Below are 23,924 nucleotides of genomic sequence, written 5' to 3'. Positions count from 1 at the left end.
ACGAAACACAGACGAACAACGAACGACAACCGCAACGAAGAAGAAGAGAGAGGAAGAAAAAATGCTGGGATTCACCCAATTCACCGTCAAGAAGAACGAACGCGTGCTGCTGCTGCGCAACGGCGATTTCGAGGGCCTGTACGCCGCCGGCAAGTACCGTGTATTCACGGGTTTCGACACCGTGCAGCTCGAGCGTTTCTCGCTGGCCGAGCCGGCCTTCGAGCACGAGCTGGCCGACTACTTCCTGGCGCGCGAGCCGCAGCTGGTGCAGCGCGAGTTCGTGCAGGTGTCGCTGGGCGAGACCGAGGTCGGCCTGCGCCATGAAGACGGCGTGCTGGTGCAGGTGCTGCCGCCCGCCACCCGCAAGCTCTACTGGCGCGGCCTGCGCGAGCAGCGCGTCGACGTGATCGACGTGGCCGCCGATGCACGCCTGCCGGCCGAGCTGCTGGCCAAGCTGCAGAGCGTGGCGCTGCGTCCGCGTGCGGTGCAGGGGCTCGAAGGCGTGCTGCTGGTGCAGGTGCCCGAGTTCCACGCCGGCGTGCTGACCCTCGAAGGCCAGATGCAGGCGCTGCTGCCGCCGGGCAACCACGGCTTCTGGCGCTTCAACCGGCAGGTGGCCGTGACCAGCGTGGACCTGCGCTCGCAGATCGCCGAAGTGAGCGGCCAGGAAATCCTGACCCGCGACAAGGTGGGGCTGCGGCTGAACCTGTCGGCGGTGTGGCGTTTTGCCGATGTGCGCCAGGCCCTGGCGCAGATGCCCAAGCCGGCCGAGCATGTGTACCGCGAGCTGCAGTTCGGCCTGCGCGCGGCGGTGGGCGAGCAGACGCTCGACGCCCTGCTGGAGAACAAGTCGGCCATCGACCAGACGGTGCTGGCGCAGGTGCGCGAGCGGCTCGAGGGTTCGGGCCTGGTGCTGGAGAGCGTGGGCGTGAAGGACATCATCCTGCCGGGCGAGATGAAGACCATCCTCGCGCAGGTGGTGGAGGCCGAGAAGTCGGCCCAGGCCAACGTGATCCGTCGCCGCGAGGAAACCGCGGCCACGCGCTCGCTGCTGAACACCGCCAAGGTGATGGAGGGCAACCCCGTCGCCTTGCGGATGAAGGAACTCGAGACGCTGGAACGCGTGGCCGAGCGCATCGACAAGATCTCGGTGGTCGGCGGCCTGGACCAGGTGCTCAACGGACTCGTGACGCTGCGGCCGAACGGGTCCTGAGCGGTAGAGAAAAGAGAGAGACACGGGCACGCAGGCACAGAAGGGAGCGCCACTGCCAAAAATGTTTGAAATTGTCGGCAGCCTGGGTAAGACCAGGTACGGCGGGCAAGTCGGTCGACGAGCAAGGTTGAGGATGCAGGTGCTGGCTCCGATGACGGGTCTGTCACTGGCGCGCGTTTCCAATCGTCGACTGGGCCATCGGACTCAAACACCATGGTCGCCGTATTGATGCGGGTTCGAATCCCGCCGTGTCCACCAGTCATGTGAACGAAGTTACTGAGAAGAAAGAAGATCATGTCGGATGAAGATCGGACCCAGGAGCGGATCGGCTACGTGCTGAGCGGTACTGGCTGGGCCACGTTGAGCTTTCGCGCAGACGCTGGGCCTCTGGCTTTCGCGGTGTCGTACTTGCACGACTCGCTGGGAGACCTGGCTCGCATGGGGCTCGAGATGGCAAAGGGCGCGAACAGTGCCACGGCTGTCTTCATGGATGAGCCTGGCGAAGTTCTCTTCGTGGTGACGGGCGATGAGGACGATTTGAGCTTCGAGTTGCGCCGCTACCGCGATTGGGCGAGCTGGGGACTCATTGCCACGGACGACTACGAGGTTGTGGATCGCGGGACCATCCGACGGGTGGACCTGGTCCGAAACATCCACGTGGTTCTGGAGCGCATGTATGTGGATCTGGGGCTTGAGAAGTACCGCGAACGCTGGGTACAGCATGACTTTCCGCTCCGGGCGTATGAGGGACTCATTGCCGAATTCAGGAAGCGGCCACGGATCGAAATTGAACAGACAAACAAATAGACAGAGAGAGAAGAAAAATGACGAACTACAAACTGCATGAAGTCGCCAACGGCGTCCCCGTGAAGATGTGGACCAATGGCGTGCCCGTGGAAGACGAAGCGCAGAAGCAGCTCGAGAACGCTGCGCGCCTGCCCATCGTGTTCAAGCACATCGCGGCCATGCCCGACGTGCACTACGGCATCGGTGCAACTGTGGGCTCGGTGATCCCGACCTTCAAGGCGATCATTCCCGCCGCGGTCGGCGTTGACATCGGCTGCGGAATGATGGCCTGCAAGACCACGCTCAATGCACGCGACCTGCCCGACAACCTGGGCCCGCTGCGTTCGGCGATCGAGAAGGCCGTGCCGCACGGAAGCAACCCCAAGCGAATGGGCCGTGACAAGGGTTCGTGGGAAACGCCGCCCGACGAAACCGATGCCGCCTGGGCCAAGCTGGTGGACGAGTTCGAACTGATCTGCGAGGACCATCCACGCATCAAGAACACGAACAACCACAAGCATCTGGGAACGCTGGGTACCGGCAACCACTTCATCGAGGTGTGCCTCGATGAAGCGGGCGCCGTGTGGTTCATGCTGCACTCGGGTTCGCGTGGCGTGGGCAATGCCATCGGCACGCACTTCATCGAACTCGCGAAGAAGGACGCGCAGCTGCACCAGCGCAACCTGCCCGATCAGGACCTGGCGTACTTCGAGGAAGGCGCCCAGTACTTCGGCGACTACGTGCGTGCGGTGGGCTGGGCCCAGAAGTTCGCACGGGCGAACCGCGAAGTGATGATGCAGCGCGTGGTCGCGGCCGCGCGCAAGGTCATCACCAAGCCTTTCGAAGCGCACGTGGAAGCGGTGAACTGCCACCACAACTACGTGAGCCGCGAGACGCACTTCGGGCAGGACGTGCTCGTGACCCGCAAGGGCGCGGTGAGCGCGAAGCTCGGCGAGCTGGGGATCATCCCCGGCAGCATGGGCGCCAAGAGCTACATCGTGCGCGGCAAGGGCAACCCCGAGAGCTTCATGAGCTGCAGCCACGGCGCGGGCCGGAAGATGAGCCGGACGAAGGCAAAGAAGCTGTTCACCGTCGCCGACCAGATCGCCGCGACCGAAGGCGTCGAATGCCGCAAGGACGCCGACGTGATCGACGAGATCCCGATGGCCTACAAGGACATCGACGCGGTGATGGAGGCGCAGAAGGACCTGGTGGAGGTGGTTTACACGCTCAAGCAGGTGGTCTGCGTGAAGGGTTGACCGTGGGCATCGAGTACCGCGTCAAGGTCGCATTGCCGTCGCGCGAAGTCGCGCAAGGCATCTGCAGGAAGGCAGGCATCGGCGGCCATCTGAACGTCAAGGGCGAGCGCGCGGATTTCTATCCGGCGCCGCCTTCGACGCCTTCGGAATGGGCACAGGCCGTGGTCAGCATCGAGGCCGATGGCTTTGTGGTCTGCCTGCTTGCGAACACCGACTTTGCACGACAGGTGTTGGGCAGCATCGTTCAACTCGCTGCGAGCGAAGGTATCGTGACAGTGGAAGAGCTATAGGAGGAGGATCGGAAGACCGACCTGCCTTCGTAGCGACGTATTGCGGAGGTTCAAAGAAAAATGAAAAGCAACAAGCAACGCCGCGCCGAAATCAAGGCGCACCGCCTCGAACGCGCCGCGCGCGCCGTGGGATTGCAGCAGCGCCAGGCCGATGCACGGCTGCTGCGCGCCGAAGGCATGGTCGCGGCCGACACGGCCTTGCTGGCCGCGCACAACAACACCTACGGCCCGCTGCCCACCTTCTATGTCGACAAGGCGTTCACCTGCCGCGATTGCGGTGCGCAAGAGGTGTGGACGGCCAAGCAGCAGAAGTGGTGGTACGAGGTGGCGCTCGGCAGCATCCACAGCACGGCGGTGCGCTGTCGCGCATGCCGGCTCGGAACGCCGCGAACAAGAACAACGACAAACGACTGAACAAGAAAGAAAGACGTGTCCCGATGACGGAAGCACAAGAAGAACAACGAGCACTCGATGCCGTCGAACTCGACGGCTCCCAAGGCGAAGGCGGTGGCCAGATCCTGCGCACCGGCCTCGCGCTGTCGATGGTCACGGGCCGGCCGCTGGCCATCGCGAAGATCCGCGCGGGTCGGGCCAAGCCGGGCCTGATGCGCCAGCACCTGGCGTGCGTGCACGCGGCGGCGGAGATCAGCGGCGCGCAGGTCGAGGGCGCCGAGCTGGGCTCGCAGTCGCTGCGCTTCGTGCCGGGGCCGGTGCGCGCGGGCGACTACCGTTTTGCGATCGCCGGCGCGGGCAGCTGCATGCTGGTGCTGCAGACGGTGCTGCCGCCGCTGCTGCTGCAACCCGCGGGCCAGGTGAGCCGGCTGCGGCTGAGCGGTGGCACGCACAACCCGATGGCGCCGCCGTTCCACTTCCTGGAGCGCGCGTTCGCGCCGCTGGTGCGCCGCCTCGGCGGCGACCTGCAGCTCGTGCTGCGCCGTTGTGGCTTCTACCCGGCCGGTGGTGGCGAGGTGGACGCGACGATCGTGCCGGCGGCGGAAGGCGCGCGGCTGCAGGCCTTCGACCTGCTGTCGCGCGGCCATCTGCTGGCGGGCCATGCGGAGTGCCTGGCGCCCGGCCTGCAGCGCCATGTGGTGGCGCGTGAACTCGAAACGGTGGGAGCGGCGATGGGCTGGTCGGTGGAAGCCGAGCAGCTGCGCACGGTGCCGACGCGCCAGAACGAAGGTCCGGGCAATGCGCTGCTGGTGACGCTGGCCTACGCGCATCTCACCGAGGTGTTCACGGCCTTCGGCGAGAAGACGCTGAGCGCGGAGCAGGTGGCGCATGGCCTCGTGAAGGAGGTGCGCGCGTTCCAGAAGCATGAAGATGCGGCCGTGGGGCCGCATTTGGCCGATCAGCTCGCGCTGCTGCTGGCGCTGGCGGTGTTCCGGCAACCGGGGCAGTCGGGCGCGTTCACCTGCAGCGAAGTGACGCCGCACACGCGCACGAACTGCGCGGTGATCGAGCGCTTCCTGCCGGTGCGCTTCACGATCACCGAGGCTGCAGGCCCGCGCGCGGCGCGGGTGCAGGTGGCGTCGTGATTACAGGCCGGCCTGGCGCGTGAAGCTCACGGCCGGCTTCTTGTAGGCGGCGGGCACTTCGTCGCGGTAGAAGGCGCGGCGGTCCAGGCTTTGCAGCGGGTTGTGGGCAGCGGCCACGGCCTGGTCGCGCACGGCCTGGCGGTCGAGCGTGGAGGTCACGGCGACGGTGCCTTCGGCGGCGGCGTCGGAGTATTCGTTGCCATTGCGCGCGGCGGCGACGGCTTCGGTGCGCACGTCGGCACGGCTGGCGGCCGAGGTGATGGCGTGCACGCCTTCATACGTTTCGGCGTGGGCCGCGCCCACGGTGCCCAGCAGGGCGAAGGCGGCGGCGGAAATGGCGAGGAGTTGCTTGCTGTTCATGATGAGATTTCCCTTGAGTCTGTGGGCGGCGGACAGTCGTCGTTGCCACAAGCTGCAGTGTGAAACCGCATCACGGAAGGCGCTGTGCGTTTGCGCACCGAATCCGGCAGGTGATGCTCAGGGCGCTTTCCCGGCGCGTGAATACATCACGGCCAACGGCTCGGAGCGCCCGCGCACGTTCAGCGTGTCGACCGGGCCCAGCGTGTCTTCGGCGTCGGCCTGCCGCGCCGCGAACTGCGAGACCACGAGCCGTGCTGAAGCAGTCTTCGAATGGTCCTGCAGGCGGCTCGCGGTGTTGACCACTTCGCCGATGGCGGTGAAGGTGGTGGTCTCGAGGTAGCCGACCTCGCCGACGGCCGCGCGCCCGGCGTGCAGGCCCATGCCGAAGTCCAGCTGCTGGCCGAACTGGGCCTGGAAGTCGACGTTCCATGCGTCCATGCGCTCGCCGATGAGCTGGGTGGCGTGCAGGGCCTGCCGGCAGGCGGTGGGCAGGTCGCTCTCGAGGCCGAAGATGGCCATCACGCTGTCGCCGATGAACTGGTTGGGCACGCCGCCGCTCTCGCGCACGGCGGCGCCCACGATGGCGAAGTAGCGGTCGAGCACGTAGGCCAGGTCGAAGGGCCACTGCCGCTCCGACAGGCCCGACCAACGCCGCAGGTCGACGAACAAAATCGCCACGTCGCGCTCGTGCCCGAAGCGGCCGACCGGCGCGGGCCGGCCCTCGCGCGGCAGCGGCGCGAACAGCGGCGTCACCTCGATGCTGCCGCGCGGGCGCAGCTGGCAGGCCAGCCGCACGTCGTGCGGGGCGCGCACGCGTTCGAGCGTGCGCTGCTCGTCGCGGCCGGGCGTGCCGATGTGTTCGGGCGCACCGCCCACGCGCACGCGGCAGGTGGAGCAGCGCGCGCGCCCGCCGCAGATCGACACGTGCGCGATGCCGTGCGAGCGGCTGGCTTCGAGCACGCTCCAGCCGGGCGGCACGTGCACGGTGCGGTCGGGGTAGCGCAGCGCCACGGTGGCGCCGCGCGCGCGCCGGGCCAGGCGGCTGCGCGCCGCGTAGGCCGCGAGCAGGGCCAGCAGCGCCAAGGCGTAATACAGCTTGATGTTGGTTTCGGCGGCGTTGAGCGCGCGGCCCTGTTCGGGCGTCGGCAGCACGACGGGCGGCACGCCGGTCCACTGGAACTCGCGCCCCATCGACACGAAGCCCATCGCGGCGGTCACCGGCAGCAGCACGGCCACCGCGAGCAGCGGCGCGAACAGGCGCCGGTAGAGCGGGCGCACGCGCAGCGCGAAGTGCAGGCCGAGGCAGCCGTGGGCCCAGGCGGCGAGCATCATGCCCAGCTGCGCGCCCGCGCCGGCCAGATCCCACAGGCCCCAGACCACGCGCACGTACGAGCCCTCGATGCCGTAGGCCAGCCAGGCGCCGCGCATCGCGGTGAGGTGGGTGGCCAGCAGCAGCGGCAGCGCAAAGCCCAGCAGCACGCGCAGGGCTTCGAGTGGCGGCATGCGCAGGGTGCGGCGCTCCCACAGCGCGGCCACGGCGAGCGCGAGGTGGGTGAGGGCGGCGCCGTACAGCAGCAGGGTGCCGGGCAGGCTGTGCCAGAACTTCTGCACGCCGCGCAGCACGGTCTCGGCCGCGGCGAAGGAGACGATGCCCAGCGAATGGTTCAGCAGGTGCGCCGTGATGTAGGCCATCAGCACCAGCCCGCTCGCCCAGCGGAGGTTGCGCCGTGTCGGCGTTCTCAGCAAAAAAGGGGAAGGAGGGGAACGTCTGTCCATGAACGGGTTCGAAGCGGCACCCGAGCATAATGCGCGCGCCTCGATGACCACCGGCATGGCCCTACCCGAACCCACCCCCCGCTCCAGCCTCGCGCTGCGCCGTATCGCGCTGCTCGAAGGCCTGTCCGACGACCGTTTCGACCATCTGGCGCGCCAGTGCCTGTGGCACAGCGTGGCGGCCGGCAAGCCGCTGATGCTGCGCGCCGACCTGCAGGGCGAGGTGTTCCTGCTGGTGTCGGGCCGCGTGCGCGTGACGACCTACGCGGCCAACGGCCGGCAGGTGACGTTCCGCGATTCGGACGCCGGCGCGCATTTCGGCGACATCGCCGCGCTCGATGGCGGCCCGCGTTCGGCCGACGTGGTCACGCTCGAACCCTGCGTGGTCGCCAGCCTGGACCGCGCGGCCTTCCTGGCGCTGCTGCGCGAGGAGCCGCTGGTGGCCGAGCGCGTGATGCAGCGGCTGGCCGCGCTGGTGCGGCAGCTGTCGGAGCGGGTGATCGACCTGAGCACGCTCGGCGTGCAGAACCGCCTGCATGCCGAGCTGCTGCGCCTGGCGCGCGAGGCGGGCATCGACGGCAACGAGGCCCGGCTGGAGCCCGCGCCCAAGCACGCGGCGCTGGCCAGCCAGATCAGCACCAACCGCGAGCAGGTGACCCGCGAACTCAACACGCTGGTGCGCAGCGGCGTGCTGCGCAAGGACGGCAAGGCGCTGGTGGTGGCCGATGCCGAGCGCCTGGCGCTGATGGTGTCGCAGGTGCGCGGGGACTAGGTCAGTTCCAGCGGCCGTTGGGGCCCGCCACGCTGTAGCGGCCGGCGCCCATCAATGCCACGCTCAGCGCGCCGAACAGGTACAGGCCCTGCAGCTCCAGCGCCCAGCCGCCCTGCTTGGTCAGCGCGAACAGGTCGGCCATGTGCACGAGGCCGAAGGCGAAGAGCATGTTGATCACCACCACGGCGGCGGCGGCGCGCGTCCACAGGCCCGCGATCATCAGGAGCGGCGCGACGATCTCGCCCACGAACACGAGGTAGGCCAGCCCGCCCGGCAGGCCGCCCTTGGCCAGCATGCCGCTGATGAAGCCGACGCCGGCCGAGAGCTTGAAGATGCCGTGCAGCAGCATCAGCACGCCGACCGACACGCGCAGCACCAGCTTGCCGGCGTCGTCGCGGGCGGCGGGCGTGGCAAGGAACGACGAGGAGGAAGACGCCGAAGCGGCGGAGGCGATCGGGGCAGCCTGGGTGTTCATGGCGAATCCTTGAGTGGAAGAAAAAAGGAAGAAGGCCGCCGCGGACTGCGGCGGTTGCCATGCCAGTGTGAGAGCCCCGCCGCCGCCGGTCGGTGCGTTTACGCACACTTTTCGGCGGTTGGGTGGCTGACGGGTGTCAGTCGCCCTTGTAGCCCGAGGCCTTGATCACCGGCAGCCAGCGTGCGGCCAGCGCGTCGGTGTAGCGCACCACCTCTTCGCTCGACGCGCCGGGCAGCAGGTCGTAGCCCACGCGGCCCAGCTTTTCGCGCACGTCGGGCAGGGCCAGCACCTTGCGCACGGCCCGGTTCCACTGCGCCAGCGTGGCGGGTGCGGTGTTGGCGTGGGCATACAGCACGTAACGCGACGAGGCCACGAGCGTCGGGTAGCCCGACTCGGCGAAGGTCGGCACGTCGGGCAGGCCGTCGGCGCGCTTGTCGCCGGCCACGGCCAGCACGCGCAGCTTGCCCGCGCGGTGGTACTCGGTGAGGGTGGTGGTGGCGTCCATGCCCGAGGCCACCTGGCCGCCGATCAGCTCGGTGACCATGGCCGCGCCGCCGCGGTAGGGCACCAGGGTGGCACCGCTGCGCGACAGGGCCACGAAGTCCATGGCCAGGAAGTGCAGCAGCGAGCCCACGGTGGTGATGCCGATCGAGCCCTGGTCGGGGTGGGCCTTGGCGGCCTGGACGAACTGGGCCAGCGTCTTCACCGGTGAGGCGGCGCTCACGGCCAGGCCGAACTGGATGCCGCTCACGTCGGTCACGGGCTTGAAGTCGGTGGCCGGGTTGAAGCGCATGTTGGCGTAGATGGCGGGGCCGATGAACATCGGGTCGACCGGCGCCAGCAGCATGGTGGTGCCGTCGGCGGGGCTGTTCTTCAGCACCTCGGCCGCCAGGCGCGTGCCGGCGCCGGGGCGGTTGTCGACCATGACGGGGCGGCCGAGCTCGTCCTTGAGCTTTTCGGACAGCAGCCGGCCCATGAAGTCGGCCGGGCCGCCGGCCGGGAAGGGCACGATCAGGCGGTTGACCGCCGGCTGCGCGTTCGCGCCGTACGGCAGCAGGCCGCCCAGGCCCGTGGCCGCTGCCGCGCGGATGAGGCCGCGCCGCGAGAGTGCCGGGCCGGTGGGGAAAGTGAAGGGGGTCATCGAAAGTCTCCGGGTAGTTGGAATCGTTGGAAGAGCGGGAAAAGAAAGGTCACTGCGCGACCAGCGGCGTGAAGCGCGCCGCGTCTTCGAGCACCTGGCCGGCCTCCAGCAGCAGGTCTTCACGAAAGCGCCAGGCCAGCAGCTGCACGCCCATGGGTGCGCCGCCGGCCATGCCGGTGGGCACCGCGAGGCCGGGCATGCCCAGCGCGGCGGTGGCGAGCAGCGGGCTCTGGGCGTCGATGAGGGCGCGGGCGCGCTCCAGGCTGGCGACGTCTTCGTCCTGCGGGCAGGGGCGCTGCCACGACACGGGCATCAGCACCAGCGGATGGGTCTGCATGAACACCGACCAGCTGCGCAGCAGCGCCTGGCGCCGCGCGAGCGCGTCGAGAAAACCGTCGCGGTCGGTCTCGGCCATGCCTTCGAGCAGGTAGCGCTGGCTGCGCCGCATGAGGTCGTCGCCGTGCTGCTCGACGCCCGCGATGATGTTGCGGCGCGTGTCGTCCACGATCAGCGTGCGCCACAGGGCCGCGGCCTCGCCGAAGCAGGGCAGCTCGGCTTCGTCGACCGCGTAGCCCGCCTGCTGCAGCCAGCGCGCGGCATCGTCCAGCGCCTGCGTGACGGCCGGGTCGACCGGAATGCCCGGCGTGCGCTTGAACAGCGCCACGCGGATCGGGCCGGCGGGGCGCGGCAGCTCGTGCGGCATCGGCACCCAGTTCGGGTCGCGCGCGTCGGGGCGCGCCATGGCCTCGTAGCCCAGGCGCAGGTCGGCGATGTTGCGCGCCAGCGGCCCTTGCACCGACATGAGCTGCGGCGTGATGCCGCGCTCGCTGGTCGCGCTCGGGTTGAAGGCCGGCACGCGGCCGGCCGTGGGGCGCAGGCCGGCCACGCCGCAGGCGTATGCGGGGTAGCGGATCGAGCCGCCGATGTCGTTGCCGTGCGCCAGCGCGCCCATGCCGGCGGCCACCGCGGAGGCCGCGCCGCCGCTGGAGCCACCGGGCGTGATGGCCGCGTCCCACGGGTTCAGCGTGCGGCCGTGCACGCCGTTGTCGGTGAACCAGCGCGACGAGTAGGTCGCGGTGTTGCTGCGCCCCACGATGACGGCGCCCGCGCTGCGCCAGTGCGCCACCACCGGCGCGTCTTCGCGGGCGATGTGGTCCTTCAGCGGAATCACGCCGTTGGTCGTGGCGTGGCCGGCCTGGTCGACGTTGACCTTGATGCTCACCGGCACGCCGTGCAGTGGGCCCAGCGGCTCGCCGCGCAGGGTGCGCGCGTCGGCGGCGTCGGCGTTGGCCAGGGCCTCGTCGGCCAGCACCTCGGCCAGGGCATTGAGGCGCGGGTTGAGCTCGGCGATGCGCGTGAGCACGCTGGTCGTCACTTCGCGGCAGGACACCTCGCGGCGGCGCACGGCGTCGGCGAGGTCGGTGGCGCTGCGCTGCCAGAGGGCGGGGGATGCAGTCATGGGAGGTCTCGAGGAAAGTTCAGGCAAAGGAAACCCCGCACCCCGGCGCAACCGGGGTGAAGGCAAGAGAGAGAGCAGGAGAAGAGGGCGGCGGCGACGCGGATCAGCGTGCGCCGCGCGGGCGTCAGCCGGTCGGTTTCTTCATGAGCAGGCTGCCGCGGTCGACGCGGGATTCGGCCTCCAGGGCCAGGGCTTCGGCGTGTTCCATGTGCACGCGCATGACCTCGCGCGCACGCGCGGGGTCGCGGGCGCGCAGCGCGTCGAGCAGTTCGGTGTGGCTGTCGACGATCTCCTCGTCGAACTGGTCGAACTCCGTGAGCGCGTTGCGCACGATGATCACGCGGCGGATCACGTCGTTGAGCAGGCGGCACACCAGCGCCAGGAAGGGGCTGCTGCAGGCTTCGGCCAGGCGGTCATGGAACAGCAGGTCGGCCTCGCGGCGCTCGTTCCAGTCGGCGCTGCCGCCGTGGGCCGGGTGGCTGTGGCCGATCAGCACTTCCAGCGCGGCCAGGTCGGCCTCGGTGAGGCGCGTGGCCACGTTGGCGGCCAGCTCGGGCTCGACCACGCGCCGCAGCGCGTACAGCATCGTGATGTCGACCGGCTGGAAGTACAGAAAGTTCGACACCGCCTGCAGGCACTGCTCGTACGAGGCCTGCGTGAGCGTGGCGCCGCCGTTGGGGCCGGTGCTGATTGCGACCAGCCCCTGCACCTGCAGCGCGGCCAGCGCCTCGCGCACGGTGCCGCGCGACACGCCGAGCTGTTCGATCAGCTCTTTCTCCTGCGGCAGCTTGTTGCCGACCTGCTGCTGGGTCTGCACGACCCAGCGCTTGATGTTGTCGACCACCTGGTCGGAGCGCTTCACGCGCTTGTCGCGGGTGAGCGAAGGCTTGGGTTGGGAAGGGGGCATCTGCGTTTCGGGTATTTATGATCATAAATGTCATAAATCTCGAAAACGCTGTCAAGCGGGTTGTCCCGCGAGGCGTGGCCGGGGTGGGCCGTCGGCAGGAAACCGGGCTTCCTGCTACGCTCCCGGACGGCCCGCCTGCCCCTGGCGGGCTTTTTTCTGCGCTGCTGGTTTCCCCATGGTTTTTCCCCTCATCACCGACCCGTCGTTCTACGCGGTCGCCGTCCCCGCCGTGCTGCTGCTCGGCATCAGCAAGAGTGGCTTCGGCGCCGGTTTCGGGTCGCTGGCCGTGCCGATGATGGCGCTGGCCGTCACCGTGCCGCAGGCGGCGGCGATCCTGATGCCGCTGCTGCTGCTCATGGACCTGCTCGGCCTGGCCGCGTTCCGGCGCGACTTCGACCGCTCGCTGCTCAAGTTCCTGATTCCGTTCGGGCTGGTCGGCACGGTGATCGGCACGCTGCTGTTTCGCGTGCTGTCGGCCCACACGGTGGCGGGCATCGTGGGCGTGTTCACGCTGGTGTTTCTGGCGCAGCGCCTGCTGTTTCCGCCCAAGCCCAACGACCCGCTGCCGTCGCGCGCGGTGGGCGCGGTGCTGACGACCGTGTCGGGCTTCACCAGCTTCATCGCGCATGCGGGCGGGCCGCCGATCAATGCCTACGTGATCCCGTTGAAGCTCAAGCCCGTGGTGTTCACGGCGACCATGGCCTACTTCTTCTTCGTGGTGAATCTCAGCAAGTGGATTCCCTATGCGTGGCTCGGCCTGCTCGACTTTCGCACGCTGGCCACCTCGCTCGTGCTGATGCCGATCGCACCGCTGGGCGTGTGGATCGGCATCCGCATCGCACGCCGCATCGATGCGACGTGGTTCTATCGCTTCGTGTATCTGGGCATGCTGCTCACGGGCCTCAAGCTCGTCTACGACGGCTTCCTGGCCTGAGAAAGCATCAAAGTTCCACGATCGACTTGAAGCCGCCGAAGATCATGCGTTTGCCGTCGAACGGCAGGTTCTTCATGTCCATCATGGCCTCCAGGCGCGGGTCGGCCATGACCTTCTTGTTGATCGTGTCGCGGTGCTTGCGCGACTTGTAGGTGATCCACGAGAAGGCCACGGTCTCGTCGGCCTTGAGCTTCACGCTTTGAGGGAACGACGTGAGCTTGCCGGGCTTCACGTCGTCGGCGATGCACTCCACGTACTCGAGCGCGCCGTACTCCATCCAGACCTTGCCGGCCTTGCGCGCCAGCTTGCGGTAGGCCTCGACGTTCTTGGTGGGAATGGCGACGATGAATCCGTCTACATAACGAGCCATGTCTGTTCTCCTGAATAGGGGATAGAAACGTTGAAAAAGAAAAAGCGGGGGCTGCATGGCGCCGTCGCGTTCACGACGACGCCGTCTCGCCCGCCGCGCCCGGGGCCGACGCTGCTTCGTTGTTGTTCTGGGTGTGTCCCGGCGCGGCCGGGCGAAGCAGCAGGACCCCGATCAGACCCGCCGCCGCCGCGAACACGGCGCCGACCAGGAATGCCAGGTTGTAGCCACCGGTGAGCGCCAGCGGCGTCTGCGCGCCGGCGGTGGCCATGGCCGTGGTGCGTGCCGCCGCGGCGCTGGCCAGCACGGCCAGGCCCAGGGCGCCGCCCATCATGAAGGCGGTGTTGACCACGCCCGAGGCCAGGCCCGAGTCGGCGGGGTCGACCTCGCTCATGGCCGCCAGCAGCACCGGGTTGAAGGCCATGCCCGCGCCCAGGCCCAGCAGCACCATGCCGGGCAGCACGTCGAGCACGAAGCTGCCGTTGACCGGTGCGCGCGCGAACAGCGCCAGCCCGAGGGCCGCGAGCCACAGTCCCGCCGCCAGCGGCTTGCGGATGCCGAAGCGCATCACGATCTTTGCGGAGAGGCCCAGCGAGAACACCGCCATGATCACGTTGGCCGGCAGGAAGGCCAGCCCGATCTGCATCGGCGTGTACTGCAGCACCAGCTGCATGTACAGCGCCGAGATGAAGAACCACGCGAACATGGCCGCGGCCCACAGCACGCCGACCACGTTGGCCACCGACACGCTGCGCAGTTTGAACAGGCCCAGCGGCATCAGCGGATGCTGCACGCGCGCCTCGATGGCGATGAAGACGGCCAGCAGCACCACGGCCGCGCCGAGCAGGCCCATCGTCTGCGTGGAGCCCCAGCCCGCCTCGTTGCCGTTGACCACGCCGTACACCGCGAGCATCAGCGACGAGGTGACGGTGATGGCGCCGGCCACGTCGAGCTTCTCGCCGTGCGCATGGCCGCGTGCGTTGGGCAGCAGCGCCACGCACAGCGCATACACCGCCACGCCGATCGGCAGGTTGACCAGGAAGATCCAGTGCCAGCTCAGCGTGCTCGTGAGCAGGCCGCCCAGCAGCACGCCGATGCTGCCGCCGCCTGCGCACACGAAGCCGTACACGCCCATCGCCTTGGCGCGGTCGGCCGGCTCGGTGAACAGGTTCATGATGAGCGAGAGCGCCACGGCCGACACCACCGCGCCGCCCAGGCCCTGCACCGCGCGCGCCGCCACCAGCAGGCCCTGCGAGGTCGAGACCCCGCAGGCCAGCGAGGCCAGCGTGAACAGCACCAGGCCCGCGAGGAACACGCGGCGGTGGCCGTACAGGTCGCCCAGCCGCCCGCCCAGCAGCAGGAAGCCGCCGAAGGTCAGCATGTAGGCGTTCACCACCCAGACCAATGACGTCTCGGAAAAACCGAGGTCGGTGCGGATCGAAGGCAACGCCACGTTCACGATCGTGGTGTCCAGCACGATCATCAGCACGCCCAGGCACAGCACCATCAGGGCGAGCCAGCGCTTTCGGTTGTCGAGGGTTTCGGTCATGGAAGGTGCTTCCTGCGAAGAAGGGAAAAAGTAGAGAGAGGCGACTCCGTGCTCAGACCAGCGCCTTGCCGCCGTTGATGAGCCACGGCGTGCCGAAGCGGTCGGTCACCATGCCGAAGCCTTCGACCCAGAAGGTCTTCTCGAACGGCATGCCGATCGTGCCGCCGTCGGCGAAGGCATCGAAGATGCGCCGCGCCTCGGCCACGGTGTCGAGCGTGAGCGCCACGCCGAAGCCCTTCATGCCTTCGAAGGGCTGGCCCGGCATGGTGTCGGAGGCCATGAGGATGCCGTCGCCGTAGGTGAGCGACGCATGCATGATCCGCTTCTTGGCCTCGGCCGGCATCTGCTCGGTGTCGGGCGCTTCGCCGACGGTCATCATCATCTGCATGGTGCCGCGCAGCGTCTTCTCGTAAAAGCGCATGGCCTCGGCGGCGTTGCCGTCGAACGTGAGGTAAGCGTTGATGGGGGACATGAGAGTTCCTTGAATGAGTGAGGTGAGTCGATGAGGGGAGGAGGCGTTTACTTTTCGGTTGCGCTCTTCAGATTGGCCAGGCCCGCCTCGAAGTCCTTGCCGATCATCTGGTCCATGTCGAAGAAGATGCCCATGAGCTTGGCCATGTAGGGGCTCGGGCCGTACATGGCCCAGGTGACCTGCGTGGCGCCGCCCTGCGGCTGCAGCGTGAACTCGGCCGTGTTGTGGCCTTCGAAGGGCTTCACGAAGTCGAGCTTGATCGCGACCTTCGACGAGGGCTGCGACTCGGTGATTTCCATCGTGCCCGCGCCCGCCTTGCTGTTGCCTTCCCAGGCGTAGGTCGTGCCCTTGCCGCTGGCGGCGCCGCCGTAGGTGCGCTTCATGGCCGGGTCGAGCTTCTCGTAGGGCGACCACGCGCTCCAGCGGTGGAAGTCGTCGATCAGCGGAAAGATTTTTTCGGCCGGCGCGTCGATGCGCGTGGTGCGCTCGACGCGAAAGCTGTCGGGCCGCGTGGCGCCGTAGATGAGCAGCGCGGCAATCAGCGCGAGGACGGCGAGGACGATGGTCTTGAGCATGATGAAGAAAAGCGAGTGGGAAGAGTGAAGAACGAGCCCTCGCGCATCACGCGGCGGCCGGGTCCGCCACCAGCAGCCAGCCCACGCCGAAGCGGTCGCTGAGCATGCCGAAGCTGGTGGTGAAGAAGGTTGGGATCAGCGGCTGCATCACCTGGCCGCCATCGGCCAGTGCGTCGAACCACTTGCGGGCGTCGGCATCGCTGTCGGCCGACAGCGACAGCATGATTCCCTTGAACTCGGCCTGGCCGGAGCAGCGTCCGTCGGACAGCATGAGCTCGGTCTGGCCGATGCGCAAGACCGAATGCATCACTTTGTCAGGGCCGGGCATGCCGCCGGCGCAGCCGGCTTCGGGGTCGCCCTCGGGGCCGCCGGTGGCCGGCGCCTCGCTGTAGCGCATCAGCTGCACGACTTCGGCGCCGAGCGCCTTCTTGTAGAAGGCAATCGCTTCGTCGCAACGACCTTCGAAGGACAGGTAAGACTGGACTTTCATGGCGTTTCCTTTTGGTTGGTTCACGGGCACAACGGGTCTGCGCGAAAACAATGGAATTACTTTGTGTACACCGTCCACAAAGAATAGCAGAGATAATGGACAGTGTCCACATGGAGTCGCGATGAAGCTCAACAACGTTCCCGAAAGCCTGCCGCCCGCGCGCAGCACCTACCGCCACGGCGACCTGCGCCGTGCGCTGCTGGATGCGGGCATCGAACTGGCGCGGGACGGGGGCCCCAGTGCCGTGGTGCTGCGCGAGGCCACGCGCCGCGTGGGCGTGGTGCCGAACGCGGCGTATCGCCACTTCGCCAGCCGGCACGACCTGCTGCTGGCGGTGCGCGCCGCGGCGCTGTCGGAGGCGGCCAAGGCGATGGAGGGTGAGCTCGCCGTGCTGCCCTGCGACCAGCCGCCCGCCGACTTCGCGCGCGCCCAGGTGCGCGCCATCGGCACCGCTTATCTGCGCTTTGCGCAGGCGCAGCCGGGGCTGTTTCGCACGGCCTTCGTGGTGTCGGAAGACGCGCAGGGCGACGTCGGTCCCGACGGCGCGGGCGCCAGCGGCATGAACCCCTTCGAGTTGCTGGGCGCGGCCGTCGACCGGCTCGTGGACGCGGGCCTGCTCGACCCGGCGCGGCGCCCGGGCGCCGAATACCTCGCGTGGTCGGCGGTGCACGGGCTGGCGTTGCTCATCATCGACGGCCCGCTGCGCGGGGTCGACGCAACGGCCACGCATGCGCTGGGGCAGCGCCTCATCGACATGGTGGAACGCGGCCTGTAGCCGCAGCGTCGCCGCGCTCCGGTCTCAGAGATAGATCTTCTGCAGCAGCTTGATGAGCGTCTCGCGCTCGCGCGTGCTCAGGCGGCTGCTGGCTTCGGTTTCCAGTTGCACCACGGCCTGCTCGGCCTCGCGGATCAGCGTCTCGCCGGCCGGCGTGAGGTGCAGGCCGACGGCGCGGCCGTCGTGCGGATGCGGCCGGCGTTCGATGAGGCCGCGGCCGTCGAGCGTGGCCACCAGGCTCACGAGGTTGGGCGGCAGGATGTCCAGCGTGTTGCACAGCTGCCGCGAGGTGGCGCCCGGGTTGTGCGCCAGCAGCGAGAGCACCGAGAAGTCGATCTGCTTGAGGCCGTAGGGCGCCATGCGGTCGGCGAACACGGTGCTCACGATCAGCCAGGCGCGCCGGGCGTTGTAGCCGACCAGCCCTTCGAGCACGCGGGCGTCGAGCCGGTCCGTGCGGGGCGACGGCACGGCGGCGGATTCGGTTTTGGCGGACGGTGTTTTCGCGGGAGGAGGCATGCGGCGAGCGTAACCGCGCGTTGCTTTCTCGAACAACTAGCGTGACGCCTCTTGTGCGGAATGCGCCAGTGCGACACCCTCACAAGCCCGCTTGACGATGCCCAGGCGCATCTCGAACTCGGGCAGCACCCAGCGCCGGAAGGCCGCCGCGGCGCGAAGGCGATCCGCATCGGCGGGCGCGGCCACCTCGATGCGGGCCCAGGCCCACGCCATCAGCGTGAGCGCCGTCACGCGCAGGAAGTCGTCCGCCACCTCGTAAGGCAGCACGGGGTTGGCGTGCGCCGCCATCGCCACCGTGGTGCCCAGGTAACGCAGCTGCGCCAGCCGGCGCTGCACGTCGGCATCGGCCTCGCGCGAGGCGTCGAGCGTGTCGCGCAGCTCGAGCAGCACGGCCGACAGCGCCGCGCCGCCGTCGGGCAGCACCTTGCGCACCAGCAGGTCGATGGCCTGGATCTCGTTGGTGCCCTCGTAGATCATGGTCACCCGCGCGTCGCGCACCACCTGTTCGACGCCCCATTCGCGCACGTAGCCGTGGCCGCCGAACACCTGCAGGCAGTCGCTCGCGCCGTGGAAGGCCTGGTGCGTGCAGGCGGCCTTGAGCACCGGCGTGACGAGCGAGCACCAGCGCTGCGCGCGTTCGCGGGCCTTGGGGTCGGCGTCGTGCGTGGCGATGTCGAGCATCAGCGCGCTGCGGTAGGCCAGCGCGCGCGAGCCCTCGATCCAGGCGCGCTGGGTGTCGAGGATGCGGCGCACGGCCGGGTGCTCGGCGATCAGGTCGGCCGCCTCGCTGCCGCGGCTGGCGGGCGCGGCGCCGGGCGCGCGCATCTGGCGGCGCTCGGCGGCGTAGGCGTCGGCCTTCTGCCACGCGGCGTCGAGCAGGCCGATGCCCTGCAGCGCGACGTGCAGGCGCGCCGCATTCATCATCACGAACATCGCGGCCAGCCCGCGACCGGGCTCGCCGACCAGCCAGCCGGTGGCGTCGTCGAAGCGCATCGTGCAGGTCGGGCTGCCGTGCAGGCCCATCTTTTCTTCGATGCGCTCGCAGTGCACCGCGTTGCGTGCGCCGTCGGGCAACACCTTGGGCACGAGCGTCAGCGACAGGCCCTTGGGCCCGGCCGGTGCATCGGGCAGGCGGCACAGCACGAGGTGCACGATGTTCGGCGTGAGGTCGTGCTCGCCGCCCGAAATGAAGATCTTGCCGCCGTTCACGCGCACGCTGCCGTCGGCCTGCGCCGTGGCGCGCGTGCGCACCTGGCCGAGATCGCTGCCGGCATGGGCTTCGGTGAGGCACATGGTCGCGAGCCATTCGCCGGTCGCGATCTTCTGCAAATAACGCGCCTTCAATTCGTCGCTGCCGTGGTGCTTGAGGCAGGCGTACGCGCCGTGCAGCAGCCCCGGCGCCATGGTGAAGCCGTGGTTCGCGGCGCTGAGCCATTCGTAGAGGATGGCTTCGAGCACCGCGGGCAAGCCCTGGCCGCCGTCTTCGGTCGCAGCCGAGAGCGCCGGCCAGCCACCGTCCACGAAGACCTGGTAGGCCGCACGAAAGCCCGGTGGCGTGACGACCTCGCCGCTGTCGAAGCGGCAACCGACCTCGTCGCCCTCGCGGTTCAGCGGCGCGATCACCTCGCCGACGAAGCGTGCGGCTTCTTCGAGCACCTGCGACTGCAGCGGCTCGTCGACCTCCGCGAAGGGCGCGAGGGCACGCAGGCGCGTGGGCGCATCGAGCACCGCGTTCAACAGGAAGCGGGCGTCTTCGGGGCGAGGCTGGTAATGCATGGGGTTCAGGACTCGGCGGTGAAACCGATCTTCTTGACCAGCGGGCCCCAGCGTTCGTACTCGGACTGCAGCGACTTCTTCATCTCCTCGGGCGAGGAGCCGTGCGCGATCAGGCCCACCGACAGCAGGCCGTCGGCCACGGCCTTGTCCTTCAGCGCGGCCTGGATCGCGGTGCTCGCGACGGCGATGGTCGCGGCCGGCGTCTTCGCCGGTGCGAAGAAGCCGAACCACTCGTCGGCCACGATCTCGGGGAAGCCCTGCTCGGTGAAGGTCGGCACGTCGGGCAGGTAGGCGGGGCGCTGCGCGCCCGAGGTGGCGAGCACGCGCAGCTTGCCGGCCTTGGCGAACGGCAGGCAGTCGCCGGCGGGCGTCAGGCACGAGGCGATCTGGCCGCCCACCACGTCGTTGATGCCGGGCAGCGAACCGCGGTAGGGCACGTGGCGCAGGTCGGTGCCGGTGCTCAGGCCCAGCAGCGCGCCCAGGAAGTGCGGCGTGGAGCCCGCGCCCGGCGAGCCGTAGCTGGCCTGGCCGGGGTTGGCCTTGGCCCAGGCGATGTAGTCCTTCAGCGTCTTCACGCTGGCCGGCACCATCGGGCCGACGGCCAGGCCGTGCGTCATCACGGCGCCGATGGAGATGGGCGCGAAGTCGGGGATGGCGTAGCTGAGCTTGGTGTAGATGTGCGGGTAGATCGACAGCGCCGAGGCCTGCGCGAGACACAGCACCGAACCGTCGGCCGGCGAGGTCTTCAGCGTGTCGAGCGCGATGCGCCCGCCCGCGCCGGGCTTGTTCTCGACCACCGGGTTGGTGGCGGTGAAGGGCGTGTTGCCCAGCTTGTCGGCCACGCGGCGGGCCACGCTGTCGCCCGCGCTGCCGGCCGGAAAGCCGTAGTAGATCTTCACCTGCTGCTGCACCGCCTGGGCGAGTGCGGCAAGGGGATGCAATGCGGCGAGCGCGGCGGTGCCGCCGAGCGCCGCCGTGAATTGGCGTCGGGTGGTCATGGTCTTGTCTCCTGGTTGTCTGCGGGGGCGGGAATCAGCGCGGCGCCATGCGCAAGGCGCCGTCGAGGCGAATCACTTCGCCGTTCAAGTGGCCGTTGGTCACGATGTGGCAGGCCAGCTCGGCAAATTCCGAGGGCTTACCCAGGCGCGGCGGGAACGGGATCGACGCGGCCAGCGAGTGCTGCACCGGCTCGGGCAGCTCCAGCAGCAGCGGCGTGGCGAAGAGGCCGGGCGCCACGGTGCACACGCGGATGGCGTGCTGCGCGAGGTCGCGCGCCATCGGCAGGGTCATGCCGACGAGGCCGCCCTTCGAGGCGCTGTAGGCCTGCTGGCCCACCTGGCCGTCGAAGGCTGCGACCGAGGCGGTGAAGAGCATCACGCCCTTTTCGCCGTTGTCGAGCGCGTCGAGCTTCGCGCAGCGCGCCGCGAACAGGCGCGCCATGTTGTAGCCGCCGATGAGGTTGATGTTGACCACGCGCACGAAGTCTTCGAGCGGCGCCGGGTTGCCGTCCTTGCCGACGATGCGCTTGGCGCTGCCGATGCCGGCGACGTTCATCAGGATGCGCGCGGGGCCGTGTGCGGCCTGCGCCTTGTCGAGCGCGGCGTTCACGCTGTCGGTGTCGGTGATGTCGCAGACGCAGGCGACGCCGCCGATCTCGGCCGCCACTTTCTCTGCGAGTGCGGCGTTGCGGTCGAGCACCGCGACCTTGGCGCCCAGGCGCGCGAGTTCGCGCGCGGTGGCCTCGCCGAGGCCCGAGGCGCCGCCGGTGACGAGTGCGGCTTGTCCTTCAATCTTCATGGGTGTGTCTCCTGATGGGGTTAGCGGGGCTTGAGCGTGAAAGGCAGCGTGTCGGCGTGCAGCGCGTCGGCCAGCGCGGCGCGGTGCTTGAGCACGGCGCGCTGGTTGATCGAGCCCTTGTCGGTCACTTCGCCCTTGTCGATCGAGGGCGGTTCGGCCATCAGGTGCAGCCGCGCGATGCGGTTGGCGCTGCCGGTGGCGCCGGCCGCGAGCGTGTCCACCACCTGCTGGAAGTGCGCCTGCACGGGTGCGCTCTCGAGCACCTGCTGCAGCGGGGCGTCTGCAGGCAAATCGCAGAGCTGACGCACCTTCTGCGTAGTGAAGATCAGCGCGCCGACTTCCTTCAGGTTGATGCCCGTGAGCACCGCGTCCTGCACATAGGGCGAGCCGGCCGCGATGATCTTCGCGCGCAGCGGCCCCACGCTCACGAAGGTGCCGGTGGCGAGCTTGAAGTCCTCGGCGATGCGGCCGTCGAAGCGCAGTCCGCGGTGGATGTCGCGGTCGTCGATCCACTTCACCGCGTCGCCGGTGGAGAAGAAGCCTTCGTCGTCGAAGGCCTCGGCGGTGGCCTCGGGCGCGCGCCAGTAGCCGGGCGTGATGTTGGGGCCGCGGTAGCGCACCTCGGTCTTGCCGTCGACCTCGATCAGCTTGAGCTCGATGCCGGCGGCCGGCAGGCCCACGTCGCCCGACTTCACGTCGGGGCCGGTCACGTACAGCGCGAAGGGGCCCGACTCGGTCATGCCCAGGCCGGTGCCCATCACGATGCGCTCGCCGACTTCCGATTCCTGCGTGCGGTGCAGGCTGTCCCACACGGGCTGCGCGAGCGCCGCGCCCGAGTAGAAGAACATCTTCACGCGCGACAGCAGGTTGCGGCGCAGCACGGCGTCGGTTTCCATCGCGTTGGCGATGGCCTCGAAGCCGGTGGGCACGTTGAAGTAGATGGTGGGCGCGATCTCGCGCAGGTTGCGCAGCGTCTCGGCCATGCCGGCGGGCGTGGGCTTGCCGTCGTCGATGAACAGCGTGCCGCCGTTGTCCAGCACGATGCCCACGTTGTGGTTGCCGCCGAAGGTGTGGTTCCAGGGCAGCCAGTCGACCAGCACGGGCGGCTCGTCGCCCAGCGCGGGAATCGACTGGCGCAGCTGCTGCTGGTTGGCGCACCACATGCGGTGCGTGTTGATCACCGCCTTGGGCATCTTGGTCGAGCCCGAGGTGAAAAGGAACTTGGTGATGGTGTCGGGGCCGGTGGCCTGCATCGCCGCGTCGATGGCGGGCGTGGCGGGCGTGGCGGCGAGCACCTCGAAGCGCGTGGTGGCGCGGCCTTCGAGCGTGCCTTCGGCGAGCACGACCTCGGTGCCGGCCGGCACGGTGGCCGCGATGGCCTTGGCGAAGCGCGCGGCGTCGGCCGCGAACACCAGGCCGGGCGTGAGCGTGTCGATGACGTGGCGCAGCTTGTCGTAGTCCTGGCTCACGATCGCATAGGGCGGCGACACGGGGCAGTAGGGCACGCCGGCGTAGAGGCAGCCCAGCGCGAGCAGCGCGTGTTCGATGCCGTTCTCGCTGAGGATCACGACCGGGCGCTCGGCATTCAGGCCGCGATCGAGCAGGGCTTGTCCGATACCGCGCGCTTCTTCCAGCGCCTGCGCATAGCTCACGCGCAGCCAGTCGCCGGTGCGGCCGTCGGGCAGGCGCTCGCGGCGCGCGATGAAGGTGCGATCGGGCGCCACCTGCGCCCAGTGCGCGAGCCGGTCGGTCATGCGCTCGCGGTAGGCCTGCAGCGGCGTCTCGGCCGTGAGGTAGCGCGTGCCCGGCGCGCCGTCGCGCAGCACAGCGCGCGTCACGCCGAAGGCCAGCGGGCGGTAGCGGACGGCGGTCATCCCTTGCTCACCTTGGCACCACGGCCTTCGAGGAAGTCGCGCACGCGTGCCTTGGCTTCGGGCGCGGCCTGGACGATGCCCGACATCAGCGCCTCGGTGAAGAAGCCGTGGTCGGCCGATTGCTCGGAGATGCGCGGCAGGGCGTGCATCAGCGCGTAGTTGGTGAGCGGCGCGTTGGTGGCGATGCGCTTGGCGAGCTCCAGGGCCTTGTCGAAGGCGGTGCCTTCGTCGACCAGGTACTGCGCGAAGTTGGCGCGTTCGCCGTCTTCGGCGTTGTAGACGCGGCCGGTCATCATCATGTCGGTCATGCGGGCCACGCCGATCAGCTTGGGGATGCGCACCGAGCCGCCGCCGCCCACGAAGATGCCGCGCGAGCCTTCGGGCAGCGCGTAGAAGGTGGAGCGGTCGGCCACGCGGATGTGGCAGGCGCTGGCCAGCTCGAGCCCGCCGCCGACCACCGCGCCGTGCAGCGCGGCCACCACCGGCACCGGGCCGTGCTGGATCAGGTCGAGCGCGCTGTGCCACAGGCGCGAGTGCTGCATGCCCTGGCCGGCGTCGCGCTCCTTGAGCTCGCTCAGGTCCAGGCCGGCGCAGAAATGCGGGCCCTCGCCGTCGAGCACGGCCGCGCGCACGGTGGCGGGCAGCGTCTCGAAGGTGTCGCGCAGCGCGAGGATCAGGCCGTCGGACAGCGCGTTGCGCTTGGCGCCGCGCGTGAGACGAACGATGGCGACGTCGTCGCGGATGTCGAGGTGGAGGTCTGGATTGGTCATGATGGTGTCCGGGGTTGCGTTGGATTATGGTTATGAGAAATAATCAATTCAAGGCA

General features: G+C 69.0%; 26 protein-coding genes. 9 read left to right on the top strand and 17 right to left on the bottom strand.

From position 1 onward, the window contains the following. Positions 1–61: 61 nt before the first annotated feature. From AC07Y4_RS14270 to rtcA, 6 genes are all read left to right on the top strand, one after another. Complete coding sequence (locus AC07Y4_RS14270) at positions 62–1,213, top strand: slipin family protein (RefSeq protein WP_095746717.1); 1,152 nt, start codon at positions 62–64, stop codon at positions 1,211–1,213. Positions 1,214–1,507: 294 nt separating this feature from the next. Then, complete coding sequence (locus AC07Y4_RS14265) at positions 1,508–2,020, top strand: hypothetical protein (RefSeq protein WP_095950995.1); 513 nt, start codon at positions 1,508–1,510, stop codon at positions 2,018–2,020. A gap of 17 nt (positions 2,021–2,037) precedes the next feature. After that, entirely contained in the window at positions 2,038–3,258 is a 1,221-nt protein-coding gene (locus tag AC07Y4_RS14260; protein ID WP_307589349.1) for an RtcB family protein, read from the top strand. A gap of 2 nt (positions 3,259–3,260) precedes the next feature. Next, positions 3,261–3,548 (top strand): hypothetical protein, encoded by a 288-nt coding sequence (locus AC07Y4_RS14255; protein WP_495274740.1) that lies wholly within the window; start codon positions 3,261–3,263, stop codon positions 3,546–3,548. A gap of 60 nt (positions 3,549–3,608) precedes the next feature. Then, positions 3,609–3,962 (top strand): zinc-ribbon domain-containing protein, encoded by a 354-nt coding sequence (locus tag AC07Y4_RS14250; protein WP_495274739.1) that lies wholly within the window; start codon positions 3,609–3,611, stop codon positions 3,960–3,962. A 23-nt stretch (positions 3,963–3,985) separates the two neighbouring features. Beyond that, positions 3,986–5,086 carry an RNA 3'-terminal phosphate cyclase gene (gene rtcA, locus AC07Y4_RS14245; protein WP_495274738.1) on the top strand — a complete coding sequence of 367 codons (1,101 nt, stop codon included), beginning with the start codon at positions 3,986–3,988 and terminating at the stop codon, positions 5,084–5,086. Here the strand turns inward: rtcA and AC07Y4_RS14240 are convergent, their stop codons facing one another. Together AC07Y4_RS14240 and AC07Y4_RS14235 are read right to left on the bottom strand one after the other, a co-directional pair. Further along, entirely contained in the window at positions 5,087–5,446 is a 360-nt protein-coding gene (locus AC07Y4_RS14240) for an alpha/beta hydrolase (RefSeq protein ID WP_307637548.1), read from the bottom strand. It abuts the gene before it with no gap. 117 nt (positions 5,447–5,563) lie between these two features. After that, positions 5,564–7,222 (bottom strand): adenylate/guanylate cyclase domain-containing protein, encoded by a 1,659-nt coding sequence (locus tag AC07Y4_RS14235; protein WP_495274737.1) that lies wholly within the window; start codon positions 7,220–7,222, stop codon positions 5,564–5,566. A gap of 43 nt (positions 7,223–7,265) precedes the next feature. Between AC07Y4_RS14235 and AC07Y4_RS14230 the strand changes: the two genes are divergently transcribed. Further along, positions 7,266–7,991 (top strand): Crp/Fnr family transcriptional regulator, encoded by a 726-nt coding sequence (locus AC07Y4_RS14230; protein ID WP_495274764.1) that lies wholly within the window; start codon positions 7,266–7,268, stop codon positions 7,989–7,991. Position 7,992: 1 nt separating this feature from the next. On the opposite strand, the gene AC07Y4_RS14225 is transcribed toward AC07Y4_RS14230, so the two are convergent. The 4 genes from AC07Y4_RS14225 to AC07Y4_RS14210 all read right to left on the bottom strand — a co-directional run bounded on the left by AC07Y4_RS14225 (position 7,993) and on the right by AC07Y4_RS14210 (position 11,973). Next, complete coding sequence (locus AC07Y4_RS14225; RefSeq protein WP_495274736.1) at positions 7,993–8,466, bottom strand: DoxX family protein; 474 nt, start codon at positions 8,464–8,466, stop codon at positions 7,993–7,995. A gap of 136 nt (positions 8,467–8,602) precedes the next feature. Continuing rightward, positions 8,603–9,607 carry a tripartite tricarboxylate transporter substrate-binding protein gene (locus AC07Y4_RS14220; protein ID WP_495274735.1) on the bottom strand — a complete coding sequence of 335 codons (1,005 nt, stop codon included), beginning with the start codon at positions 9,605–9,607 and terminating at the stop codon, positions 8,603–8,605. Positions 9,608–9,656: 49 nt separating this feature from the next. Continuing rightward, entirely contained in the window at positions 9,657–11,066 is a 1,410-nt protein-coding gene (locus AC07Y4_RS14215) for an amidase family protein (protein WP_495274734.1), read from the bottom strand. A gap of 124 nt (positions 11,067–11,190) precedes the next feature. Continuing rightward, positions 11,191–11,973 (bottom strand): FadR/GntR family transcriptional regulator, encoded by a 783-nt coding sequence (locus AC07Y4_RS14210; protein WP_495274733.1) that lies wholly within the window; start codon positions 11,971–11,973, stop codon positions 11,191–11,193. A 175-nt stretch (positions 11,974–12,148) separates the two neighbouring features. Here AC07Y4_RS14210 and AC07Y4_RS14205 point away from each other — a divergent pair, with 175 nt between their 5' ends. Then, complete coding sequence (locus AC07Y4_RS14205; protein ID WP_062479543.1) at positions 12,149–12,907, top strand: sulfite exporter TauE/SafE family protein; 759 nt, start codon at positions 12,149–12,151, stop codon at positions 12,905–12,907. Positions 12,908–12,914: 7 nt separating this feature from the next. Here AC07Y4_RS14205 and AC07Y4_RS14200 read toward each other — a convergent pair whose 3' ends face one another. From AC07Y4_RS14200 to AC07Y4_RS14180, 5 genes are all read right to left on the bottom strand, one after another. Beyond that, on the bottom strand, positions 12,915–13,277 hold the full coding sequence (locus AC07Y4_RS14200) for a DUF1428 domain-containing protein (protein ID WP_062479540.1): 363 nt from the start codon (positions 13,275–13,277) through the stop codon (positions 12,915–12,917). Positions 13,278–13,347: 70 nt separating this feature from the next. Beyond that, positions 13,348–14,823, bottom strand: a complete 1,476-nt coding sequence (locus AC07Y4_RS14195; protein WP_495274732.1) for a DHA2 family efflux MFS transporter permease subunit — start codon at positions 14,821–14,823, stop codon at positions 13,348–13,350. Positions 14,824–14,875: 52 nt separating this feature from the next. Continuing rightward, entirely contained in the window at positions 14,876–15,295 is a 420-nt protein-coding gene (locus tag AC07Y4_RS14190) for a VOC family protein (protein WP_495274731.1), read from the bottom strand. Positions 15,296–15,342: 47 nt separating this feature from the next. Then, positions 15,343–15,870, bottom strand: coding sequence for an SRPBCC family protein (locus AC07Y4_RS14185; RefSeq protein ID WP_495274730.1), 528 nt, complete (start codon positions 15,868–15,870; stop codon positions 15,343–15,345). 46 nt (positions 15,871–15,916) lie between these two features. Continuing rightward, positions 15,917–16,360 carry a VOC family protein gene (locus AC07Y4_RS14180; protein WP_095951004.1) on the bottom strand — a complete coding sequence of 148 codons (444 nt, stop codon included), beginning with the start codon at positions 16,358–16,360 and terminating at the stop codon, positions 15,917–15,919. A gap of 121 nt (positions 16,361–16,481) precedes the next feature. Between AC07Y4_RS14180 and AC07Y4_RS14175 the strand changes: the two genes are divergently transcribed. After that, complete coding sequence (locus AC07Y4_RS14175) at positions 16,482–17,135, top strand: TetR/AcrR family transcriptional regulator (protein WP_062479525.1); 654 nt, start codon at positions 16,482–16,484, stop codon at positions 17,133–17,135. A gap of 24 nt (positions 17,136–17,159) precedes the next feature. Here the strand turns inward: AC07Y4_RS14175 and AC07Y4_RS14170 are convergent, their stop codons facing one another. The 6 genes from AC07Y4_RS14170 to AC07Y4_RS14145 are packed head-to-tail and all read right to left on the bottom strand — an operon-like array spanning position 17,160 to position 23,868. Beyond that, positions 17,160–17,651: a MarR family winged helix-turn-helix transcriptional regulator gene (locus AC07Y4_RS14170; RefSeq protein ID WP_139699939.1), complete on the bottom strand. Its 492-nt coding sequence runs from the start codon at positions 17,649–17,651 to the stop codon at positions 17,160–17,162. A gap of 36 nt (positions 17,652–17,687) precedes the next feature. Continuing rightward, positions 17,688–19,427, bottom strand: coding sequence for an acyl-CoA dehydrogenase family protein (locus AC07Y4_RS14165; RefSeq protein ID WP_495274729.1), 1,740 nt, complete (start codon positions 19,425–19,427; stop codon positions 17,688–17,690). Between the two features lie 5 nt (positions 19,428–19,432). Beyond that, positions 19,433–20,425, bottom strand: a complete 993-nt coding sequence (locus AC07Y4_RS14160; protein ID WP_062479517.1) for a Bug family tripartite tricarboxylate transporter substrate binding protein — start codon at positions 20,423–20,425, stop codon at positions 19,433–19,435. Between the two features lie 34 nt (positions 20,426–20,459). Continuing rightward, the gene (locus AC07Y4_RS14155) at positions 20,460–21,224 is read right to left on the bottom strand and encodes an SDR family NAD(P)-dependent oxidoreductase (RefSeq protein ID WP_062479514.1); all 765 of its coding nucleotides are present in this window, start codon (positions 21,222–21,224) and stop codon (positions 20,460–20,462) included. 20 nt (positions 21,225–21,244) lie between these two features. Further along, complete coding sequence (locus AC07Y4_RS14150) at positions 21,245–23,098, bottom strand: feruloyl-CoA synthase (protein WP_495274728.1); 1,854 nt, start codon at positions 23,096–23,098, stop codon at positions 21,245–21,247. Next, positions 23,095–23,868 (bottom strand): crotonase/enoyl-CoA hydratase family protein, encoded by a 774-nt coding sequence (locus tag AC07Y4_RS14145; RefSeq protein WP_062479508.1) that lies wholly within the window; start codon positions 23,866–23,868, stop codon positions 23,095–23,097. Before AC07Y4_RS14145 ends, AC07Y4_RS14150 begins: the two co-directional genes overlap by 4 nt. Positions 23,869–23,924: the final 56 nt, after the last annotated feature.

The sequence above is a fragment of the Variovorax sp. GW460-12-1-14-LB1 genome (assembly GCF_059423605.1).
Note: the sequence above shows the minus strand (reverse complement) of the source record. Positions and strands in the feature narration are given on the sequence as shown.

Bases quoted from the DNA above. Each gene is read 5' to 3' on its own strand.
- AC07Y4_RS14155 (WP_062479514.1), bottom strand. From the start codon at position 21,224: ATGAAGATTGAAGGACAAGCCGCACTCGTCACCGGCGGCGCCTCGGGC.
- AC07Y4_RS14170 (WP_139699939.1), bottom strand. From the start codon at position 17,651: ATGCCTCCTCCCGCGAAAACACCGTCCGCCAAAACCGAATCCGCCGCC.
- AC07Y4_RS14200 (WP_062479540.1), bottom strand. From the start codon at position 13,277: ATGGCTCGTTATGTAGACGGATTCATCGTCGCCATTCCCACCAAGAAC.
- AC07Y4_RS14260 (WP_307589349.1), top strand. From the start codon at position 2,038: ATGACGAACTACAAACTGCATGAAGTCGCCAACGGCGTCCCCGTGAAG.
- AC07Y4_RS14225 (WP_495274736.1), bottom strand. From the start codon at position 8,466: ATGAACACCCAGGCTGCCCCGATCGCCTCCGCCGCTTCGGCGTCTTCC.
- AC07Y4_RS14250 (WP_495274739.1), top strand. From the start codon at position 3,609: ATGAAAAGCAACAAGCAACGCCGCGCCGAAATCAAGGCGCACCGCCTC.
- AC07Y4_RS14175 (WP_062479525.1), top strand. From the start codon at position 16,482: ATGAAGCTCAACAACGTTCCCGAAAGCCTGCCGCCCGCGCGCAGCACC.
- AC07Y4_RS14235 (WP_495274737.1), bottom strand. From the start codon at position 7,222: ATGGACAGACGTTCCCCTCCTTCCCCTTTTTTGCTGAGAACGCCGACA.
- AC07Y4_RS14195 (WP_495274732.1), bottom strand. From the start codon at position 14,823: ATGACCGAAACCCTCGACAACCGAAAGCGCTGGCTCGCCCTGATGGTG.
- rtcA (WP_495274738.1), top strand. From the start codon at position 3,986: ATGACGGAAGCACAAGAAGAACAACGAGCACTCGATGCCGTCGAACTC.
- AC07Y4_RS14230 (WP_495274764.1), top strand. From the start codon at position 7,266: ATGACCACCGGCATGGCCCTACCCGAACCCACCCCCCGCTCCAGCCTC.
- AC07Y4_RS14190 (WP_495274731.1), bottom strand. From the start codon at position 15,295: ATGTCCCCCATCAACGCTTACCTCACGTTCGACGGCAACGCCGCCGAG.
- AC07Y4_RS14145 (WP_062479508.1), bottom strand. From the start codon at position 23,868: ATGACCAATCCAGACCTCCACCTCGACATCCGCGACGACGTCGCCATC.
- AC07Y4_RS14270 (WP_095746717.1), top strand. From the start codon at position 62: ATGCTGGGATTCACCCAATTCACCGTCAAGAAGAACGAACGCGTGCTG.
- AC07Y4_RS14205 (WP_062479543.1), top strand. From the start codon at position 12,149: ATGGTTTTTCCCCTCATCACCGACCCGTCGTTCTACGCGGTCGCCGTC.
- AC07Y4_RS14150 (WP_495274728.1), bottom strand. From the start codon at position 23,098: ATGACCGCCGTCCGCTACCGCCCGCTGGCCTTCGGCGTGACGCGCGCT.
- AC07Y4_RS14215 (WP_495274734.1), bottom strand. From the start codon at position 11,066: ATGACTGCATCCCCCGCCCTCTGGCAGCGCAGCGCCACCGACCTCGCC.
- AC07Y4_RS14220 (WP_495274735.1), bottom strand. From the start codon at position 9,607: ATGACCCCCTTCACTTTCCCCACCGGCCCGGCACTCTCGCGGCGCGGC.
- AC07Y4_RS14265 (WP_095950995.1), top strand. From the start codon at position 1,508: ATGTCGGATGAAGATCGGACCCAGGAGCGGATCGGCTACGTGCTGAGC.
- AC07Y4_RS14165 (WP_495274729.1), bottom strand. From the start codon at position 19,427: ATGCATTACCAGCCTCGCCCCGAAGACGCCCGCTTCCTGTTGAACGCG.
- AC07Y4_RS14185 (WP_495274730.1), bottom strand. From the start codon at position 15,870: ATGCTCAAGACCATCGTCCTCGCCGTCCTCGCGCTGATTGCCGCGCTG.
- AC07Y4_RS14210 (WP_495274733.1), bottom strand. From the start codon at position 11,973: ATGCCCCCTTCCCAACCCAAGCCTTCGCTCACCCGCGACAAGCGCGTG.
- AC07Y4_RS14160 (WP_062479517.1), bottom strand. From the start codon at position 20,425: ATGACCACCCGACGCCAATTCACGGCGGCGCTCGGCGGCACCGCCGCG.
- AC07Y4_RS14240 (WP_307637548.1), bottom strand. From the start codon at position 5,446: ATGAACAGCAAGCAACTCCTCGCCATTTCCGCCGCCGCCTTCGCCCTG.
- AC07Y4_RS14180 (WP_095951004.1), bottom strand. From the start codon at position 16,360: ATGAAAGTCCAGTCTTACCTGTCCTTCGAAGGTCGTTGCGACGAAGCG.